Genomic DNA, 18358 nt, shown 5'->3' with positions numbered 1-18358 from the left:
GTGGTTATGGCGACACGACTGACAGATTCACCTTCCCGTCTTTCCATTCTGTGGCAGGATGCCTTACTGAAAGTGTCACAGACGTTATTGCAGCAACGCAGTATTGATGCGCTGTTGCAGGTGTTGGATGGCCTGTCATTTTCAGTGGTGCGTTTTGGGCGCGTCAATCTGTTGCTGATCGATCCTCTACATAACCAGATCCTGTTTTACCGTCATGACCGTCAGGCGAGCTGTACGATATGCAGCGAAGAGAATGTGCTACTGGCGGATGGTCCGGGCGGCGTAGTGTGGAACACCCATGCCTTGCTGCATTGTGATCGTGTGCATTTTCAACGTGATTTCCCCCATCTTATTGAACAATCCGCTTATGTTGGGTTGAGCGACTATTGCCAGTTACCATTGTTGGCATCGCATCGCGCATTGGGCGGCATCGAGTTTCTTAAAACCGACGGCAGCCGGTTTACTGATAGTGAGATCGATTTTTTCCAGGCCTTGTCCGGCGTTATCTCTGTCGTGGTCGAGAATATTTGTGAGCGCGAGCTGACGCAGCGCGAAGAAGAACGTCTGCGGCATGAGCGCGATCACTATCGTATTTTGGTAGATGTCACCAATACCGTGATTTCCAAGTTGGAACTGAAAGCGCTGGCGCTGGAAGTTTCAAAGGAAATTCACCGCTTTTTTGGTATCGATTTCATTGCACTGGTATTAAAGGACAGCGATGGCGATGAAAAAAGATTGAAATATTACGCCACTCACTACCTTGCCGGGCGCTCGCCCAAACAGGTGCAGGGTGAAGTAGATCGTGCCGAAGCACTGGCAGCTGGCGTTATTGATACGAATCAGGTGCAGTTGATTAATGCTGAACAGTCCATTATCCATGCCGGTGCGCCGCGCTATCTGGCACAGTGGTCTGACAGCCAGTTAAAGCATGCCTGCCTGCTGCCACTGGCGTTTGGAAACCGGGTGCTGGGTGTTCTGGAACTGGCGCATCGCAGTGATTTGACGGTAAGTGACGCAGAAATAAAACTGTTGCGTCAGATTGCGGCCCGTATTGCGATTGCGTTGGATAATGCGCTGGCTTATGAGCAGATTACGCGGTTGAAAGACTCGCTGATTCATGAAAATTTCTATCTGACCGAGCAATTGACCGAGCACATTCATCGTGTCGGTGGTGAAGAGTTCGGTGAGATTATTGGTCGCAGTGCTGCTATCCGCCAGGTGCTGGAGCAGGTGGAAATGGTGGCGGCCAGCGATAGCACGGTATTGATCCTCGGAGAAACTGGTACGGGTAAAGAGTTGATTGCCCGGGCGATTCATAGTCTCAGCCAGCGCAAATCCAACCGGATGATCAAAATGAACTGCGCGGCTATCCCTTCCGGTTTACTGGAAAGTGATCTGTTTGGTCATGAGAGAGGTGCCTTTACCGGCGCGACTAGCCTACGGCAGGGACGTTTTGAGCTGGCGGACAAGAGCTCGCTGTTTCTGGATGAGGTCGGCGATATTCCACTGGAGCTGCAACCCAAGTTGCTGCGGGTATTGCAGGAACGGGAAATTGAACGTTTAGGTGGCAGTAAAGTCATTCCTGTGAATGTAAGGCTGATCGCCGCTACTAACCGCGATCTAAAACAGATGGTGGCTGACCGTGAGTACCGTAGCGACCTTTACTATCGTCTTAATGTCTTCCCGATTGTGATCCCGCCACTGCGTGAGCGGCCGGAAGATATTCCGTTGCTAGTGAAATTTTTCACTCGCAAGATCGCCCGCCGAATGAATCGCACTATCGACAGTATTCCGTCTGATATTTTGCGCCAATTAAGCCGTCTACCGTGGCCAGGTAATGTGCGTGAGTTGGAGAATGTGATTGAGCGAGCGGTGATCCTGACTCGTGGTACTACGCTGAACCTGCAAATGGAAGAGTTGCAACACCATCTCTCGCCGCTGGAGGCGCCAAAGCCGGTTTATCATGCGACTGAGGTCCCCTCGTCACCGATGGTGGCCGAAAAAAACCTGGAGCAAGAGGGCGAGGAGGAGTCCGAACGTCAGCGAATCATCCGGGTATTGCGGGAAACCAACGGTATTGTCGCGGGTCCGAAAGGGGCTGCCGCCCGGTTGGGCCTGAAGCGAACCACGCTGCTTTCCCGTATGCAGCGAATGGGGATCTCGGTGAAAGAAATCGAGAATATTGAGTGAGTCGGACATAACATCGCCACCGTGCTAACTCAATCTCATGTGGGCGAACGACAGTGATGAGATCGTTGGGAATGGCAATAAACGTGTTGTTTTTTGTGAGTTAAGGCGCTCCAGAGCGGAGCGCCTTATGAAGATCAACCAGCGACTTCTGCTTCCTTGCGCAGTCTGGCTTTCAGCGCACTATATTCTTGCTGGACATAATTTTCCGCCCAGTTCTGATCGGCAATCGCTTCCAGTTTGACGGCACAGTGTTTGTATTCCGGCGTTTTGGCGATGGGATCAACTTCATCCAGCGTCAGCTCGTTACAGGCACCGATCCACCACTGATAGGTCATATACACCGCGCCCTTGTTGATGCGCTCACTGATCGATACTCGGCTGATGACTTTGCCGCGGCGTGAAGCAACCCAGGTCAGTTGCTGATCATGCAAACCAAGATGCTCAGCGTCTTCCGGACTGATCTGCACATAACCGGGTTCGTCGGCCAGTGTTTGCAATGCGGTACAGTTACCTGTCATGGAGCGGCAGGAATAATGCCCAACTTCACGCACGGTACACAACACTAGTGGGTATTCACTGTCAGTCTGCTCCATCGGCGGATGCCATTCGGTGGCAAACAGGAAGCCTTTACCATTAGGACGGTCAAACTTGTTACCGGCGTACAACCACGGTGTGCCCGGGCTATCTTCGGTAAGACACGGCCACTGAACATAACCCAGACCGGCCATTTTTTCGTAGGTCGCTCCGTAATACAGTGGGCACAGGTGACGCAGTTCATCCCAGATTTCCTGCGTGTTGTTGTAGTGCATCGGGTAGCCCATGGCGGTCGCCATCAGACTAATGATTTCCCAGTCCGGTTTTACATTGCCCTGCGGTTCCACCGCTTTGTAGAACCGTTGGAAACCACGGTCTGCCGCAGTATAAACCCCTTCATGTTCTCCCCAGGACGTGGCGGGGAAAATGACATCGGCCACGGCAGCGGTTTTGGTCATAAAGATGTCTTGTACGATCAACAAATCCAGCTCATTGAAGGCTTCACGTACCACCGACAAATCGGGTTCGGTCTGTAATGGGTCTTCTCCCATGACATAATTGGCCCGAATTTTACCTTCTTTCACTTTATGAGGCACGTCAGTGAGCGAGTAACCTACATGAGCGGGCAGGGAAGGTACGCCCCAGGTTTTGGCAAATTTTTCGCGGATAGCCGCGTCGGTAACATTTTGATAGCCGGGGAACTGATTCGGTAGCGCGCCCATATCGCAGGCACCCTGCACGTTGTTCTGGCCGCGTACCGGACCGACGCCCACGTTGGGACGACCTAGATTGCCGGTCAACAACGCCAAGCCGGATAACCCCTTCACGACGTCGACACCTTGCGTCCATTGCGTTACACCCATACCCCACAAGATAGTGGCGGACGGCGCAGCGGCGTACATTCGTATGGCATCACGGATTAACTGCGGTGACAGACCGGTGATTTCTGCTACATATTCCGGCGTGTATTTGGCCACCAGGTTGCGATATTCTTCCAACCCTTCGGTATGCTGGGCGACAAAATTCTGGTTATATAAACCTTCGTTAAGCAATACATTGGCGAACGCATTGACCAGCGCCATGTTGGAGCCATTCTTCAGTGGCAACCACAAGTCGGCGATACGGGCGGTTTCGATATGGCGAGGATCACAGACGATGACTTTGGCACCGCGCTCTTTGGCCTTTATGATTCGGCGTGCGACTATCGGATGCGAATCGGCGGCATTGTAACCAAATACCAGAATACAGTCGGTGTGTTCAATCTCGCAGATAGAATTACTCATCGCGCCGTTGCCCAGCGTGACTTGCAGGCCGGAAACCGACGGGCCGTGGCAGACACGGGCGCAGCAGTCGATATTATTGGTGCCGGTCACGGCACGGGCAAATTTCTGCATTACAAAGTTGGTTTCGTTACCCGGACCACGGGACGAACCGGTGTGCATGATGGCATCCGGACCGTATTTTTCCTTGATGTCCATCAGACGGGAACTGGCGAATTCAATGGCTTCATCCCAACTGACCACTTCAAACGGTGCCCCTTTCTGACGACGGATCATCGGCTGTTTTAGCCGTGGGGTCAGCAGTTTGGTGTCGTTGAGGAAATCCCAGCCGTAATAGCCTTTCAGGCATAGCTCACCTTCGTTGGTGACACCGTTGGCACCTTCGGCACCGACGACTTTGCCATTTTCTACCAGTAAATTAATTTTGCAGCCTGACCCACAGTAAGGACAGACGGTAATCACTTTCTGCATGATGATTCTTCTCCTTCAGCGTACCCGAATGGCACTACTCAGAATTGCATGTCTGCGGCTTCATCAAGTGCCGCACGCCGTTGTTTACGTTGGATCATGGCCTGAATTTCATCACGGTTGATCATTCGTAACGCTTTTGTCGGGCAGACCTCAATACACGCCGGGCCTGCGGCTCGACCTTCGCACAAATCGCACTTTTGCGCCTCGGCCTTAATGCAGTGGCCCAACGTCTGATAATGACTGATACGAGCGACCGGTTTACTGATCACCGTCATAGCACCATAAGGACAAGCCACGACGCAGGTTTTACAACCGATGCATTTTTCCTGGAGAACCTTGATGTGATCCCCATCGTGGATAATGGCACCGTTCGGGCATACGTTGGCACAAGGAGCATCTTCACACTGCCGGCATTGAATGGTGGTGCTGACGTTCAGTCCCTTTACCACTTTCAGCCGTGGCGAGAAATGTTCGGATGACAGCGAAGAAGGATTGCCATCGCTATGAGCCAGCACACAGGCGACTTCGCAGGTGCGACAGCCAATACATTTCTTGGGATCTGCTAATACGAACCGGTTCATGACATCTTTCTCCTTCCTCGGCTCAGGTTAAATTGCGGTTTTGTCGACAATAGACTTGCTGCCGACACATCACCACACCTAAAGCAGGGTTTATGCCAGGATTGTTTTTTATGTGATAATTATTTGATTTATAAAGTATTAAATATTATTTTTAGTCGAGTTATACGTCACTCAGCGCAGAGTGACGACTGCCGGCCGTAGTGTGTCGGCAGATTTGACGACGGTGGGTCGTAGCGCGTGATGGAGACGTCTCTGTGGGTACGCGTGGTAAGCGATCTCACTTTTAGGGTATATATTGCCATAAGGTATCGGTTGTTTATACCCGTCATACTTCAAGTTGCAGGTGTGTTAGCTACGTTCGCTCACCCGAATCACTTACCTGAGTAAGCTTATCGGGATTCGCTCGCTTGCCGCCTTCCTGCAACTCGAATTATTTGGGGTATATAACCAGTGAATCTTCGCTAAACACATTATCTGTTTTCCTTTTCTTATGACTATCTATTGGGTGAATGAGTGAACTATCCGATTGCGTCTATTAATCGCGCCGGTTTAAATGCCAGTGTTTATGCAACATTACGCGATGCATTGATTACCGGGCGGCTTAAGCCGAATGATCGTCTGCGTATCAGAGAGTTGGCTGCACAACTGGGAACCAGCGTCACACCGGTGCGCGACGCTATTTTGCAACTGGCGAAAGAGCAAGCCCTGGAACTTCGCACCCCAAGGGATATTCGGGTGCCGGAACTGACACTGGCGCAGTACCTGGAAATACGCACATTGCGTATCGCCATCGAAGGCATCGGCGCGGAGAACGCCGCGCGTCTGGTAACGCCAATCAGGCTGTCGCAGATTGAAGAGAACATCGCACTAAATATTAAGGCGATTAACAAGGCGGATTTCCCGGATGCGCTGCGGTTGAACAGCGAATTCCATTTGCTATTGGCGCAAACCGCACAGATGCCACTGCTTTGCAGTTTTCTGGATCGTTTGTGGATGAGAACCGGACCGCTGATTGCGCAGTCCTATGCCCAGTTTTCGCAACACATGGCTATCGGTCATCATCAGGACGTGCTGGCAGCGCTGAGAAACAGTGATCCAGAGGCCGCCAGATTAGCGATTCAGGACGATATTCAGGATGGTCATGAAAAGCTGTTTAACAGTGTGGAGAGTAAAGGTAATGATCAACTGGCATAGACAGTCGATGAATGAGCTTCAATTATACGGCAGTTCTCAGCACCATTCAGTACCACTCCCGCGAGACAGATGATCGTTTTCGTCGTCGGAATCTGATGAAAAAGCCACTTCATGACAGTGGCTTTTTATGTCACTTCGTCCTGCCGGTCAGCCTTTAACCAGAGACTGCTGCTGTTGCCAGTTGAACAACCAGAACACGGCGACACCTGCGATCACCAGTCCCGGTGCTGCCGCGCCCATTACGCCTATCGCTCCGGTGCCAAGGGACAGCATTTTCCCTGCCAGCAACGGGCCGCTCATCGCGCCCAAGCGCCCGACCGCCACCGCCGTGCCAACGCCGGTGGCACGAATCTCGGTGGGATAAAACAGAGGGGCCAGCGCATACAAGACCCCCTGACCGCCTGTTGCGAAGAACCCGGCAATAAAGCCAGCCAGCAGCATGGTGCTGAGTTGCTCGGCGCTGGCTAACACCAGCAATGCCGTCAACATGCCGAGGTAGATTAATGTTGCCATCGCCAGCGCGTTCAACCGGGTCATTAAATATCCCAGCGACAGGGTTCCCAAGGTAGCGCCCAGTTGCAGAAGCAGCATCACCCAACTGGCTTCGCCTGATGAAAAACCCTGACCTACCAGTAGCAAGGGTAACCAGTTGATCAACATATACACCACTAGCAGGGTGAAGAAATAACACAGCCACAGTAAGCCGGTTGCCCGTATTGTGCCGGGAGTAAACAACACCCGCACGGGGGGTGGGGCTGCGCTGTTTTGGCGTTGGTAATGTGCTGATTCCGGTAGCAACCAGCCAAGTAACGGCAACAGTGCCAGCGGCGTGAAGCCGCCAATCCAGAAAACTGTTTTCCACTCACCGATACTGACAAAAGTACCAGTGAATGCCGCGAATGCCGCACCAAGCGGTACGCCACAGTACATTACGTTGACGGCGATACCCCGCAAACGCGGCCCTGCCGCCTCCGAACATAGTGCAATCAGATTGGGTAGGGCGGCACCCAATCCAACACCGGTCAGGAAGCGGGCGAGCACCAGGGTGGGAAAATTCCACGAGAGTGCTGTTGCAAGAGAAAACAGACCAAATAATGCCATGGAGCCAAACAGAACCGGTTTTCTGCCATATCGGTCTGACAGCCAGCCTCCTGCCAGCGCCCCGGGTAATAGTCCGAGGATACCGGCGCTGAAAATCCAGCCCATTTGCATTTTATCGAAGGAGAACGCGGTAGCTATCCCAGGCGCCGCAATACCCGCAGCCTGTAGATCAAGTCCTTCCATTAAAGCGACAAGAAAGCATAACGAGATAGTTAACAGTAATCGGGACGTAGGTAGGGTGATGTTCATACTCATAATGGGTACCTGCAGGTAAAGTGACAGTACGTTATGCGATGCGTCAGTTCGTTGCTGACGCGTTATCATCATTCGACTATCAGGAATTACTGACGAGTAAGATCAAGAGCGACATCGACGATCATATCCTCCTGGCCTCCCACCATCCGCCGTTTACCCAGTTCAACCAGGATATCCACTGCACTTAGCCCGTAGCGAGCGGCGGCCACTTCGCAGTGACGCAAAAAGCTTGAATAGACGCCAGCATAGCCCAGCGCCAGCGTTTCTCTATCAACCCTGACCGGTCTGTCCTGAAGGGGTCGCACCAGATCCTCCGCCGCATCCATCAGCGCATACAGATCAGTGCCATGCTGCCAGCCCTGTTTGTCGATAGCGGCAATAAACACTTCCAGTGGTGCGTTACCCGCCCCGGCCCCCATCCCGGCAAGACTGGCGTCGATACGATCACAGCCTTCTTCCACTGCCACCAGTGAGTTGGCGACGCCAAGGCTCAGGTTATGGTGAGCGTGGATACCGGTTTGGGTTTCTGGTTTTAACTCCGATTTCAGGGCCCGGAATCGAGCACGGACATCGTTCATATTCATGGCACCGCCGGAATCCACCACATATACGCAGGTGGCGCCATAGCTTTCCATCAGTTTTGCCTGATGGGCCAGGTTTTCGGGGGTGGTCATGTGGCTCATCATCAGGAAACCCACTGCGTCCATCCCGGCTTCCCGTGCCCATTCCAGATGTTGGCGTGAGACGTCTGCTTCAGTGCAGTGGGTGGCAACGCGTACCACACGGGCTCCTGCGCGCCAGGCACGCTTCAGATCATGGATGGTGCCGATACCTGGGATCAGTAAGGTGGCGATACTGGCCTGTTTGACAACATCTGCTGCCGCTTCAATCCACGCTACATCTGTGTGAGCGCCGAATCCGTAGTTAAAGCTTGAGCCTTGTAATCCATCCCCGTGGGTGACCTCAATGGAGTCCACTCCCGCGTTATCCAGCGCCTGAGCGATGATCCGGACATCATCCAATGAGTACTGGTGGCGGATAGCATGCATACCATCACGTAGTGTGACATCGGAGATATAGAGTTTTTTATTCATGCTATGGCTCCTGCTGATTGACGTTGATACTCGGCCATCCGCTCGGCGGTTGCGAGTGCGGCAGAGGTCATGATGTCCAGATTCCCCGCGTACGCGGGCAAGTAGTGCGCTGCCCCCAACACCTCCAGGTAGACAGCCGTTTTCAGCCCTGAGAAATTCCCGACACCGGGAATATGCAATGGTTGTTCCGGTGGGATGACGTCGAACTGAACCGCCTGTTTCAGGCGGTAACCAGGTACATACGCTTGCACCGTTGCTGCAATAAGATGGATGGCTTCCTCAATACGTTTCTGAGATGCCGCTTCACTGAGTACATACACCGTATCCCGCATCATCAGTGGTGGTTCTGCGGGGTTGAGGATGATGATCGCTTTGCCTTTGCTGGCTCCGCCTACCACTTCAATCGCTCGTGAGGTAGTTTCGGTAAATTCATCGATATTGGCGCGGGTGCCGGGCCCGGCGGATTTACTCGCGATGGAAGCGATGATTTCGGCATAGTGCACCCGGCACACGGATGATATTGCCGCGACGATTGGAATGGTGGCCTGTCCGCCACAGGTCACCATATTGACATTCCTCTGGGTGAGGTTTTCGGACAGATTAACTACCGGCACACAGTACGGACCGATGGCGGCAGGGGTAAGATCGACCAGTTGAATATCCGGTTTCGCGGCATGCAATAAGGCATCATTGTGGACATGGGCACCGGCGCTGGTCGCATCGAATACAATACGAATGTCGGCAAACTCGGGCATGGCAATAAGCCCTTTTACCCCCTCGTGTGTGGTTGGCACGCCCATACGTCGTGCCCGTGCCAGCCCGTCGGAATCGGGGTCGATTCCTACCATCGCCGCGACGTTGAGATGGTTACTCTGGCGCAGGATTTTGATCATCAAATCTGTGCCGATATTGCCCGAGCCAATAATGGCAACGTTAACTTTACTCATGGGGATACTCCTGTTCGGCGGTGTGAGTGAAACGGGTGGCGACACAGCCAATACCACTGATGGTGGCTTCGAAATGATCCCCGGCATTGACATTGACCATTGGCCCCAACGCACCGGTTAAAATCAGGTCGCCTTTGCGTAGTGGTTCACCAAGTATCGCCATCTTTCGCGCCAGCCAGACGGCGGCATTGATAGGATTACCGAGACATTCACTGCCCTGACCGGTGGACACTACTTCGTTATTGCGGGTCATTTGCATCGTACAGTGACGTAAATCCACCCCAGCCAGAGGTTGGAATGGCCCACCCAATACAAACAGTCCGCATGAGGCGTTGTCCGCCACGGTATCGACAAAGCTGATTGACCAGTCACGGATTCGGCTGCCAACAATTTCCAGTGCCGGAATCACCCACTCAATTGCCGCCGCCAGTTCAGCGAAGGTGGTGTCGGTGTTTGGTAGATCCCGGTTAAGGATCAGGGCGATTTCCGCCTCAATACGGGGTTGCATCACGTTATCCCAGGGGATGGGGTCGTTATCGCCGAAGCACATATCCGCAAACAGGGTGCCGAAATCGGGCTGATTAACCCCCAGTTGTTGCTGGACGTTCGGATTGGTCAGCCCAATTTTCCGCCCAACCACCCGGCGGCCTTCCGCTGTCCAGTGTGCGACATTCAGTCGTTGAATGAGATAGGCATCCTGGGCGTTGTCTATACCCAGTGTGTCACGTAGTGGATCAATCGGACGACCGGTATGCTCAGCGTCGCGTAGCTGTAGTGCCAGCGCGTCAAGTTCATGGTGACTCATCATCGGCTCCTTTATGCGTGGGCCAGAAAATCAACAACCATGCGGTTGAAGGTGTCGGCGTGTTCCCACTGAGCCCAGTGACCGCAATCGCGGAAAATGTGCAGTTGTGATCCTGGTATTCCGGAAAGTAAACGCAGCCCGGCATCCATTGGCACAAAACGGTCATTACGGCCCCAGATAATCAGTGTCGGCGCACTGATTTCATTTAGTCGGGGGGTGAAGTCCGGGAATTGTTTCGGGTTGGCTTCGCTACTTTTGATAAAGTTTTCCAGGTGATCACGATGGGCCAGCATATTGTCGAGCCGGGTCTTAAACAGGGTGTCTGTCAAATCGCGAGTGTCGAAGACAAAAATGTCCATCATCGCTTTCAGGTTGTCGATGTTCGGTTCCCGATACAACGCTTGTAAGCGCTTGATTCCTTCCGTCGGCATGGGCGTAAACAGGCTCATACCACCGGTACCGCCCCCCATTAATACCAGCTTGCCGGTGCGTTCAGGCCAACTGAGGGTGAACGCCACCGCACTGTGTCCACCCATGGAGTTGCCAAGGAGATGCACTTTCTCGATATCCAGGTGATCGATCACCTGTTTCAGCACCCGGGCATTGAGATCTGCGCGGGATCCGGTGTTTACAATCGAATCACTCTTCCCCCAGCCTGGGCAGTCCAACAACAGAACGCGGTAACCGGCCATTACCAGCGGGTCGATGTTGCGGCTGAAGTTCGCCCAGCCGGTTGCCCCTGGACCAGAGCCATGTAACATCACGACCGTTTCTTTGCCGCTGCCACAGTCGTTGTAATGAATACGCAGATGCTGACCATTTTCTTCTACATCAACAAAATGACTGGTTTCTGCTTCGTTGAAAGACAATTGTGTGTTCATGATAATTCTCCTGACAGGGTTAACGATGTGGTGCAGCACTGATGGAGGCAAAACCCGCGATCCATTCCGGGATCGGGCGGTAATAGCGTGCTTCCGTGGTGTAAGACCCATACGCGGATAACGCCGCAAACGCGGCAACCCAGGTTTTAATTTCGTGGGTTGATTTCCCGGCAATGGCAGACAATTCGTCATTGTTCATGGCATCGAGCTCGGCAAGACGCCCTTGATCGAGAATGTTCAGGAAGCTGTTGTCCCATACCGGGTTTAAAGGATGGAGCGAGTGGGGATTCCCCACAAACTGGCGGGCAGCATTGATGACGCGTTGTTGACGAAGATCGCGTTCGTGGGGCGGTAGAGTGCGACCGCTGCCGAGCAACCGATCGCGCAGATGGGCATCAGCCCCTGCCAGCTCAGGCACCGGGGGCTGATGAGACAGACCGCCGGACCCCAGGATCAGCACGCGTTTATTGAGATTGCGGATAAAACGCCCGATGGTTTCCCCCATCAGACGTGTGCGCTGGAACGTCGGCAGTGGCGGGGCCACACAGTTGATGAACACCGGTAAGACCGGACAGCGATCCAGCCCTCCCAGCAAGAAAGAGAGTGGTTGGGCGAAGCCATGATCGACCTGCATACACCATGATACGGCCATATCGATACCGTCATGGAGCAGTGCACTGGCACATGCCTGCGCGATATCGACGGGAACCGGTAACTCGCCGGGTTCACTGTCAAAATCACCAATCGAGGTGGCGGCCATCGCCATGCAAAATGGCGGCATCACATCGTAGAAAAAACCGTTGTAGTGGTCCGGTGCAAAAAGGATGACCAGTTCGGGATTGAATTCGGCGATGCGCTTTCTGGCGGCAGCAATGACATCATCTACCGCATTGAGAACAGCGGGTTCCGGGTCTACATATCCCACCAGCGGGGTATGAGACAGGCAGTGTAAATAGGCGCTCATATCAGGCCACCTTTTCAATCTGTGTTTCTACAGATGATGGGGCGAGCGTCATAATTTCCGCCAGATTATCGAGGGTATCGCCCAACGTCTGTGGAATAGCCACGCCAGCCACAAAGCGGTCTGGACGCAGGATGGCGACGGAGCCTTTGTTGGCGGCGAACCAATGACGTAAACGGCCTGTCACATCCCCCACCCGGATCACGCCGGGTATCTCGTCGCCGAGCGCCGACAGTTGCACATCCGGTACGGCCTCAATAAACGTGACGCCCACATGGCGCCATTGCGCTATCTGGGATGCATTCAGTCCCCATAAGGGATTAGATCCCCATACCAGTACCGCAAAGCGAGGCCCGATCACGTCGTCGAGTAACACTCGATTCCCGTTTTCCAGCAGTACCGGGGGTTGAATAAACATGCGACCAATTGGCGTCTCTTTGTCGTTTGTGGTGATCAACGCCCCTTGCCGATAGGCCGGCATTGGTTTGAAGCGCATTTCAAGGAAATAGCGTTTTACCGGTGGAAAGAAGTTCATGGCCCAGGTCAGGCTATCACGTACGATACCCTGCCAGCGCCTTGGTGGCGCCAGGACATTTCCTGCCATCACGGATAAATCAATCATCGCTTTGGCATGATCCCGGCGTTCTTGCTGGTAGGTATCCAGCAATGGGTCACTGGCTTCGCCATTCACCACCAGAGCCAGTTTCCATGCAAGGTTGAACGCATCGCGCATGCCGCTGTTATACCCCTGACCCTGCCAGACCGGCATGATGTGGGCGGCATCGCCTGCCAGCAGAATACGATCCCGACGAAACTCACTGGCAATCCGGGCGTTGTGGGTATAGACCCGTTTACGGATAAGCTCGACGCGATCCGGGTCGGGCAACACATTTGCCAGTAGTGCACGTATGTTGTCCGGCTGGATTAGCTGTTCTTCGGTCTCTCCCGGCATCACCATGAATTCAAAGCGGCGCACACCATGGGGTAACGCGGCAGAGACGTAGGGACGGACCGGATCGCAACACAGATAAACATGCGGAGTGCTGAGTGGATCGTTGGCGATATCAATCACAATCCACTGGTTAGGTGCGGTTTTGCCTTCAAACCCAATGCCCAGTGTACGACGTACAAAACTGTTGCCGCCGTCACAGGCGACCAGCCACTGAGCATGGACGATTTCTCGTTTGCCCTCAGCGGTGTCCAGGGTTAGCGTGACGCCTTGTTCCTGCTGAGTTACCTGAGTCAATTCCCGGGAAAAACGCATCTGTACGTTCGGGAAGCGTTTCAGACCTTCACATAACACCTTATCGACTTGAGGCTGAATAAAAGCGTTACGTCGAGACCAACCAAATTCGTCGGTCATCGGTTGAATGTCGGCAAAACAGCGTCCTTTGGGGGTTAAAAAACGCATGGCGTGCCAGGGAGTGGTGTGCGGCAGGACTTGTTCAATCAATCCCACGGACTGAATGGTGCGTAATGATTCATCATCAATACCAATGGCGCGAGGGTAGTCGATAAGCGCATCGAGCTTTTCAATCACCAGCACCTCAATGCCGAGCTGACCAAGATAATTGGCCATCATCAGCCCGACCGGACCCGTGCCTATAATGGCAACTTGTGATTGATATTCCTTCGGCGTTAACGCCGACAGTGTCGTTGTCATGGTGTTACCTCATTGCATTTAGCCGAGACTTATCGCCGGATTTGGGCAATAGCCATCCACACTTTTACAAGCGAAATCTGTGTTATGCAGAAACGCACCTAAGTGGTGCCTGATGGTTGCTACCCCGTTACAACTTTTCGGGGCGACACCGTGCAGCGGTTATGCAGGGCAGATCGGATTCTCGGATAAAAGAATCAGACCATGGCAGCGACGGTGTAGGGTTAGGTAATGTGTTCATATGTTAATTTTATGTGAAATATATTTTAATTGTTGGATCAGTATAGAGGGTATTTTTTGGTCTACAATGAAAAAGTGATGGGATGTGCACTAGGTGCACTTCATTGTTAAATAAAACTTTTTAGTAAAAATGAGCCCTATAATCCAATGAGTGAATATAAAAATGTGCGCGGTTTATCCCGTGGGCTTGATGTTCTCAATGCCCTTAACCGTCTGGATGGTGGCGCAAACTGCAACCAGCTTTCATTATTGACCGGTTTACATCGCACCACGGTCAGGCGCTTGCTTGAAACCCTTCAGCAGGAGGGTTATGTGTGCCGTAGCGCGTTCGATGATAGCTATCGCCTGACATTGAAAGTGCGTCAGTTAAGTGAAGGATTTCGTGACGAACAGTGGATTTCCGCTCTTGCTGCCCCATTGCTGGGTGACTTACTGCGGGAAGTAGTGTGGCCTACGGATGTGACCACACTTGATGTGGATGAGATGGTGGTCAGAGAAACTACCCATCGTTTCAGTCGACTGTCGTTTCACCGGGCTATGGTCGGGCGACGGTTGCCATTGTTATTGACGGCTTCCGGTCTGACATACCTTGCGTTTTGCCCGGAGAACGAACGACAGCAAATTATTACCATGTTGGCGGGGCGTGAAGGCGATGAGTACCGTCTGGCGCGAGAACCGGTGAGGCTTGCAGAAATCTTGCAACGCGTACAACGAAATGGCTATGGCGAAAACTATCAGAACTGGGAGAGTGAGTCTCGCATCGCGGCTATTGCGGTGCCAGTTCGCCATGATGAGCGGCTCATTGGCTGCCTGAGTTTAATCTATATTGCCAAGGCAATGACCATAGAACAGGCGGCGCAGAAATATTTATCAATATTACAACGTGTTGCCGATCAAATCGGTGAAAGCGCAACGCAGGCAACCCACGGGGAGAAAACCCTGACCGTTAACTGTTAGGGTGCATAGTCAGCACCTCACCCAACGTACTTAACAGGATATCGGCATGTTCAGGTTGAAAAACCAGCGGAGGGCGGATTTTGAGGATATTGCCATTCGGCCCGGTCGTGCTGATGAGCACCCGTTTTTGTCGCATCAGATTAACCACCCGTTCCGCATAAGCGCTTGCTGGTTGCTGGCGACTGGCGTTGTTCACCAGTTCGACGCCAATGAACAAACCATAGGCTCTGATGTCGCCAATCACATCATGTTGTGCTGCCAGTTTACGTAAACCCACCTCAAGATAATGGCCCACCTGTAATGCATTTTCCTGTAATCGTTCCCGTCGCAGTATGTTCAGTACGGCATGAGCGGCCTGGCAGGAGACCGGATTGCCGCCAAAGGTATTGAAATAACGTTGACGGCGGCCGAATTCATCAAATAACGCCGGTCGCCCGACCACCGCCGCCACAGGATGGCCATTACCCATCGGTTTCCCCATCGTCACCAGATCGGGGGTGATGCCATAGCGAGCGAACCCCCAACGGTGTGAACCGGTGCGACCAAATCCGGCTTGCACCTCATCCGCAATACACAACCCGCCCGCGTCGCGTACCAACCTGACGGCCTGCTGAACGTCTTGCATCTCACCACTGAACACACCGTCGCTGGAAAAAATGGTATCAAACAACAACGCTGCCGGGCGCGCACCAGCCTGCTGCATCGCTTCAAGCGCTCGGACGACGCTGGTGGTCATGCTGCCAGTAGCATGGTGGTATGTGTCGGGCGGATCAATCAACCAGACGTTGTCACCACGGGGTGCGCCAGCGCCCAGCGCCGGGGATAGGCCGGATAGCAAGGTAGTCACGCCGTGATACGCCCAGCGAGTGACTAATATGCCGGTTCCGCCAGTAACCTGTCGGGCGATTCTCAAGGCTAAATCATTCGACTCGCTGCCGGTACAGGTCATGGTGATATTTTGCAGTTCGTCAGGAAATTCCTGTAAAAAGTCCTCGGCAAATTCCAGAATGGCATCAGTAAGATAGCGTGTATGGGTATTCAACTGCGCTGACTGGGTGGCGATCGCCGCGACGACGTCTGGATGGCAATGACCGACGGAAACCACGTTGTTGTAGACATCCAGGTAACGGTTGCCGTCACTGTCATACAGCCAGACGCCTTCGCCGCGGACAACGTGAAGCGGTTGCTGATAAAACAGCCGATAGCCGGCACCCAGCAATTTTTTGCGCCGTGCCAGCAAATCTCGCTCAGAGTGAGGGGTCATTGGATGCCCTTTCTACAGGTGGTCAGGAGACGATCTTCATATTGTGTCAGCGGGAAACGACTGAGATTCTGCAAACTACGCCATGCACGGTGAAGATTCCGCCGCAGGTATTCCCGGTTTTCCGGATAGAGCGCACTGCGCCATTGCGTAATTGAGAGGATCAGCGTCAGACGAGCCACGATCAGCCGGGGAAGCAGGCAGACTTCCTGCTCGGTTAACGGCAGATGGGTATGGTAGGCCGAAACAAAAGGCGTAATCCATAGCAGCGGGTCATCACTCTCGCTGATCTGATAGGCGAGGGCGGTTGCCAGCTCATTAATCAACGGCGCGTACAGGGCATCGCCAAAATCAATAATGCCGGTGATTTGCCAGTCCGCCTGTGGGGTGGTGAAAACATTGTACGGATTGAGATCATTGTGAATAACCTGCCTACGCAGCTTATGAATAACGGGCGCAACGCTGTTTTCCCACTGCGACAACCCACGTTTGATCAATATCTGTTGCTCCGGATCTTCCACATAATCCAGCCATCCCGCTACCCGTTCCATGTGCGTAATATCCCACAGTAACGTCCGCTCTGCCGCTGGATGGGTAAATGAATGCAATGCGATATCAAGTTGCGCCAGGGTCTGCCCAAGATGCTGAGCCAGTTGCGGATTCGGCGTAACCCGGTGTAACGGTGTGCCAGATAACCAGGAAAACAGACGGGTCTGTAGCGTTTGTCCGGCAAGATCTACGACCGGAGCCCTATTTCCGTGTTGGTCAGCAAGGACGCGGGGAACAGGCAAATCGGTATGTTGCTGTTCGATATGTAATAACAGGGCGCTCTGAAAATCACTGACGGCCGGTTCTTCGGCCGGATTGATAAATTTCAGCATGTATCCATGCTGTTTTTCCGTACAAAGATAGAAATTGGCATCACGTTCACCCGGTAGTGGCGTGATATCGCCTTCAACACCATAACGTTCACGGGAAGCGTGATGTGCCTGCGCGAGCGATACCAATGGAACATCGGTGGTGAACAGGACATGAGGATCAGACATGCTGTCCTCCGTTGACGTGAATTTCCGCTCCGTTGACATAGGAGGCGCCCGCCGTACAGAGAAAATAGATCAGCGACGCCACTTCTTCCGGTTTCCCCAGCCGTTTCATGGGGACGGTATGCTCCACCATCTCCTGTGTTCCGGGTGAAAGAATGGCGGTGTCAATTTCGCCGGGCGCAATCGCGTTAACGCGAATACCATGTTTGCCGAAGTCGCATGCCATCTCACGAGTGAGCGCGGATAGCCCGGCTTTTGAAGTGGCATAAGCCGCTCCGGCAAACGGATGTACGCGGGAACCGGCGATAGAGGTGATATTAATGATGCTTCCCTGGGCGGCCTGCAATTCGTCAAACAAGCCGTTGGCAAGTATCGCCGTGGAGAACAGATTGACGTTAAATACTCGAATCCAGGTGGCATAGTCGGTTTCACGCACGCCCAGCCTGCTGCCGTCTTCCCCTTTGGGAGAAACGCCAGCGTTATTGACCAGTGCATGCAGTTGTCCACCGAGACGTTCTTTAATCATCGGTATGGCCGCGCTCAGGCTGTCGATGTCCTCCAAATCGAGATGAATGTGATTGAGTAATCCCTCAGCCCAAGGGCAGTCTTCCACCCAACTTTGCCGCGAGGCGGTAAATATGGTCCAGCCTGCGGCATGGAAATGTTTGACCGTCGCGTGGCCGATCCCCCGGCTGGCACCGGTTAACAACAGTGTCTTATGATCTGTCATCAGGGCTACTCCAGATATATGATGCATCATAAAATAGAGCCAAATTTTTTTGGGCACAAGCGGAAAAATGCGGTAACAGAAACCATATCCATCCGGCCTTCCCCTTGACAAGGAGGATGGGTATCTGGCTCCTTGATAAGGAGAAAGCTGGAGTGGGGTAATTATTCCCCGGT

The 18358-nt window shown here is 53.2% G+C and carries 15 protein-coding genes; 3 read left to right on the top strand and 12 right to left on the bottom strand.

Translation table 11 applies throughout. The annotated features are described in order from the left end of the window. The first annotated feature begins 6 nt into the window (after window positions 1-6). A complete protein-coding gene (flhA, locus tag CWC46_RS17410) occupies window positions 7-2190 on the top strand; it encodes a formate hydrogenlyase transcriptional activator FlhA (RefSeq protein WP_021015272.1) in 2184 nt (727 codons plus the stop codon). Between the two features lie 134 nt (window positions 2191-2324). On the opposite strand, the gene fdhF is transcribed toward flhA, so the two are convergent. Continuing rightward, on the bottom strand, window positions 2325-4475 hold the full coding sequence (fdhF, locus tag CWC46_RS17405) for a formate dehydrogenase subunit alpha (protein WP_021015273.1): 2151 nt from the start codon (window positions 4473-4475) through the stop codon (window positions 2325-2327). Between the two features lie 38 nt (window positions 4476-4513). After that, window positions 4514-5056, bottom strand: coding sequence for a 4Fe-4S dicluster domain-containing protein (locus CWC46_RS17400; protein ID WP_021015274.1), 543 nt, complete (start codon window positions 5054-5056; stop codon window positions 4514-4516). A 513-nt stretch (window positions 5057-5569) separates the two neighbouring features. Between CWC46_RS17400 and CWC46_RS17390 the strand changes: the two genes are divergently transcribed. Further along, window positions 5570-6250 carry a GntR family transcriptional regulator gene (locus tag CWC46_RS17390; RefSeq protein WP_021015275.1) on the top strand — a complete coding sequence of 227 codons (681 nt, stop codon included), beginning with the start codon at window positions 5570-5572 and terminating at the stop codon, window positions 6248-6250. A 147-nt stretch (window positions 6251-6397) separates the two neighbouring features. On the opposite strand, the gene mhpT is transcribed toward CWC46_RS17390, so the two are convergent. The 7 genes from mhpT to CWC46_RS17355 all read right to left on the bottom strand — a co-directional run bounded on the left by mhpT (window position 6398) and on the right by CWC46_RS17355 (window position 13957). Continuing rightward, window positions 6398-7606, bottom strand: coding sequence for a 3-(3-hydroxy-phenyl)propionate transporter MhpT (gene mhpT / locus CWC46_RS17385; RefSeq protein WP_021015276.1), 1209 nt, complete (start codon window positions 7604-7606; stop codon window positions 6398-6400). An 86-nt stretch (window positions 7607-7692) separates the two neighbouring features. Beyond that, window positions 7693-8700, bottom strand: a complete 1008-nt coding sequence (gene mhpE, locus CWC46_RS17380) for a 4-hydroxy-2-oxovalerate aldolase (protein ID WP_021015277.1) — start codon at window positions 8698-8700, stop codon at window positions 7693-7695. After that, window positions 8697-9647 (bottom strand): acetaldehyde dehydrogenase (acetylating), encoded by a 951-nt coding sequence (locus CWC46_RS17375; RefSeq protein ID WP_021015278.1) that lies wholly within the window; start codon window positions 9645-9647, stop codon window positions 8697-8699. Before CWC46_RS17375 ends, mhpE begins: the two co-directional genes overlap by 4 nt. Beyond that, window positions 9640-10452 carry a 2-keto-4-pentenoate hydratase gene (mhpD, locus tag CWC46_RS17370; protein ID WP_021015279.1) on the bottom strand — a complete coding sequence of 271 codons (813 nt, stop codon included), beginning with the start codon at window positions 10450-10452 and terminating at the stop codon, window positions 9640-9642. The genes CWC46_RS17375 and mhpD overlap by 8 nt, the downstream gene beginning before the upstream one ends. 11 nt (window positions 10453-10463) lie before the next feature. After that, the gene (mhpC, locus tag CWC46_RS17365) at window positions 10464-11333 is read right to left on the bottom strand and encodes a 2-hydroxy-6-oxonona-2,4-dienedioate hydrolase (protein WP_021015280.1); all 870 of its coding nucleotides are present in this window, start codon (window positions 11331-11333) and stop codon (window positions 10464-10466) included. A gap of 19 nt (window positions 11334-11352) precedes the next feature. Continuing rightward, on the bottom strand, window positions 11353-12297 hold the full coding sequence (mhpB, locus tag CWC46_RS17360) for a 3-carboxyethylcatechol 2,3-dioxygenase (RefSeq protein ID WP_021015281.1): 945 nt from the start codon (window positions 12295-12297) through the stop codon (window positions 11353-11355). A 1-nt stretch (window position 12298) separates the two neighbouring features. Continuing rightward, complete coding sequence (locus CWC46_RS17355; protein WP_021015282.1) at window positions 12299-13957, bottom strand: bifunctional 3-(3-hydroxy-phenyl)propionate/3-hydroxycinnamic acid hydroxylase; 1659 nt, start codon at window positions 13955-13957, stop codon at window positions 12299-12301. Between the two features lie 384 nt (window positions 13958-14341). On the opposite strand from CWC46_RS17355, the gene CWC46_RS17350 reads away from it, so the two are divergent. Next, window positions 14342-15151: a DNA-binding transcriptional regulator gene (locus CWC46_RS17350; protein ID WP_021015283.1), complete on the top strand. Its 810-nt coding sequence runs from the start codon at window positions 14342-14344 to the stop codon at window positions 15149-15151. On the opposite strand, the gene CWC46_RS17345 is transcribed toward CWC46_RS17350, so the two are convergent. From CWC46_RS17345 to CWC46_RS17335, 3 genes are read right to left on the bottom strand one after another with little or no spacing between them, the layout of a single operon-like run. Continuing rightward, the gene (locus CWC46_RS17345) at window positions 15141-16415 is read right to left on the bottom strand and encodes an aspartate aminotransferase family protein (RefSeq protein WP_021015284.1); all 1275 of its coding nucleotides are present in this window, start codon (window positions 16413-16415) and stop codon (window positions 15141-15143) included. The two genes, CWC46_RS17350 and CWC46_RS17345, sit on opposite strands and share 11 nt — an antisense overlap. Then, window positions 16412-17458, bottom strand: a complete 1047-nt coding sequence (locus CWC46_RS17340; protein ID WP_021015285.1) for a phosphotransferase — start codon at window positions 17456-17458, stop codon at window positions 16412-16414. The genes CWC46_RS17345 and CWC46_RS17340 overlap by 4 nt, the downstream gene beginning before the upstream one ends. Then, window positions 17451-18185, bottom strand: coding sequence for an SDR family NAD(P)-dependent oxidoreductase (locus CWC46_RS17335; RefSeq protein ID WP_021015286.1), 735 nt, complete (start codon window positions 18183-18185; stop codon window positions 17451-17453). Before CWC46_RS17335 ends, CWC46_RS17340 begins: the two co-directional genes overlap by 8 nt. Window positions 18186-18358: the final 173 nt, after the last annotated feature.

The sequence above is a fragment of the Prodigiosinella confusarubida genome (assembly GCF_002847015.1).
Lineage (GTDB): Bacteria > Pseudomonadota > Gammaproteobacteria > Enterobacterales > Enterobacteriaceae > Prodigiosinella > Prodigiosinella aquatilis.
The sequence above is the reverse complement of the archived record's forward strand: the minus strand, read 5'-3'. Positions and strand labels throughout refer to the sequence as shown.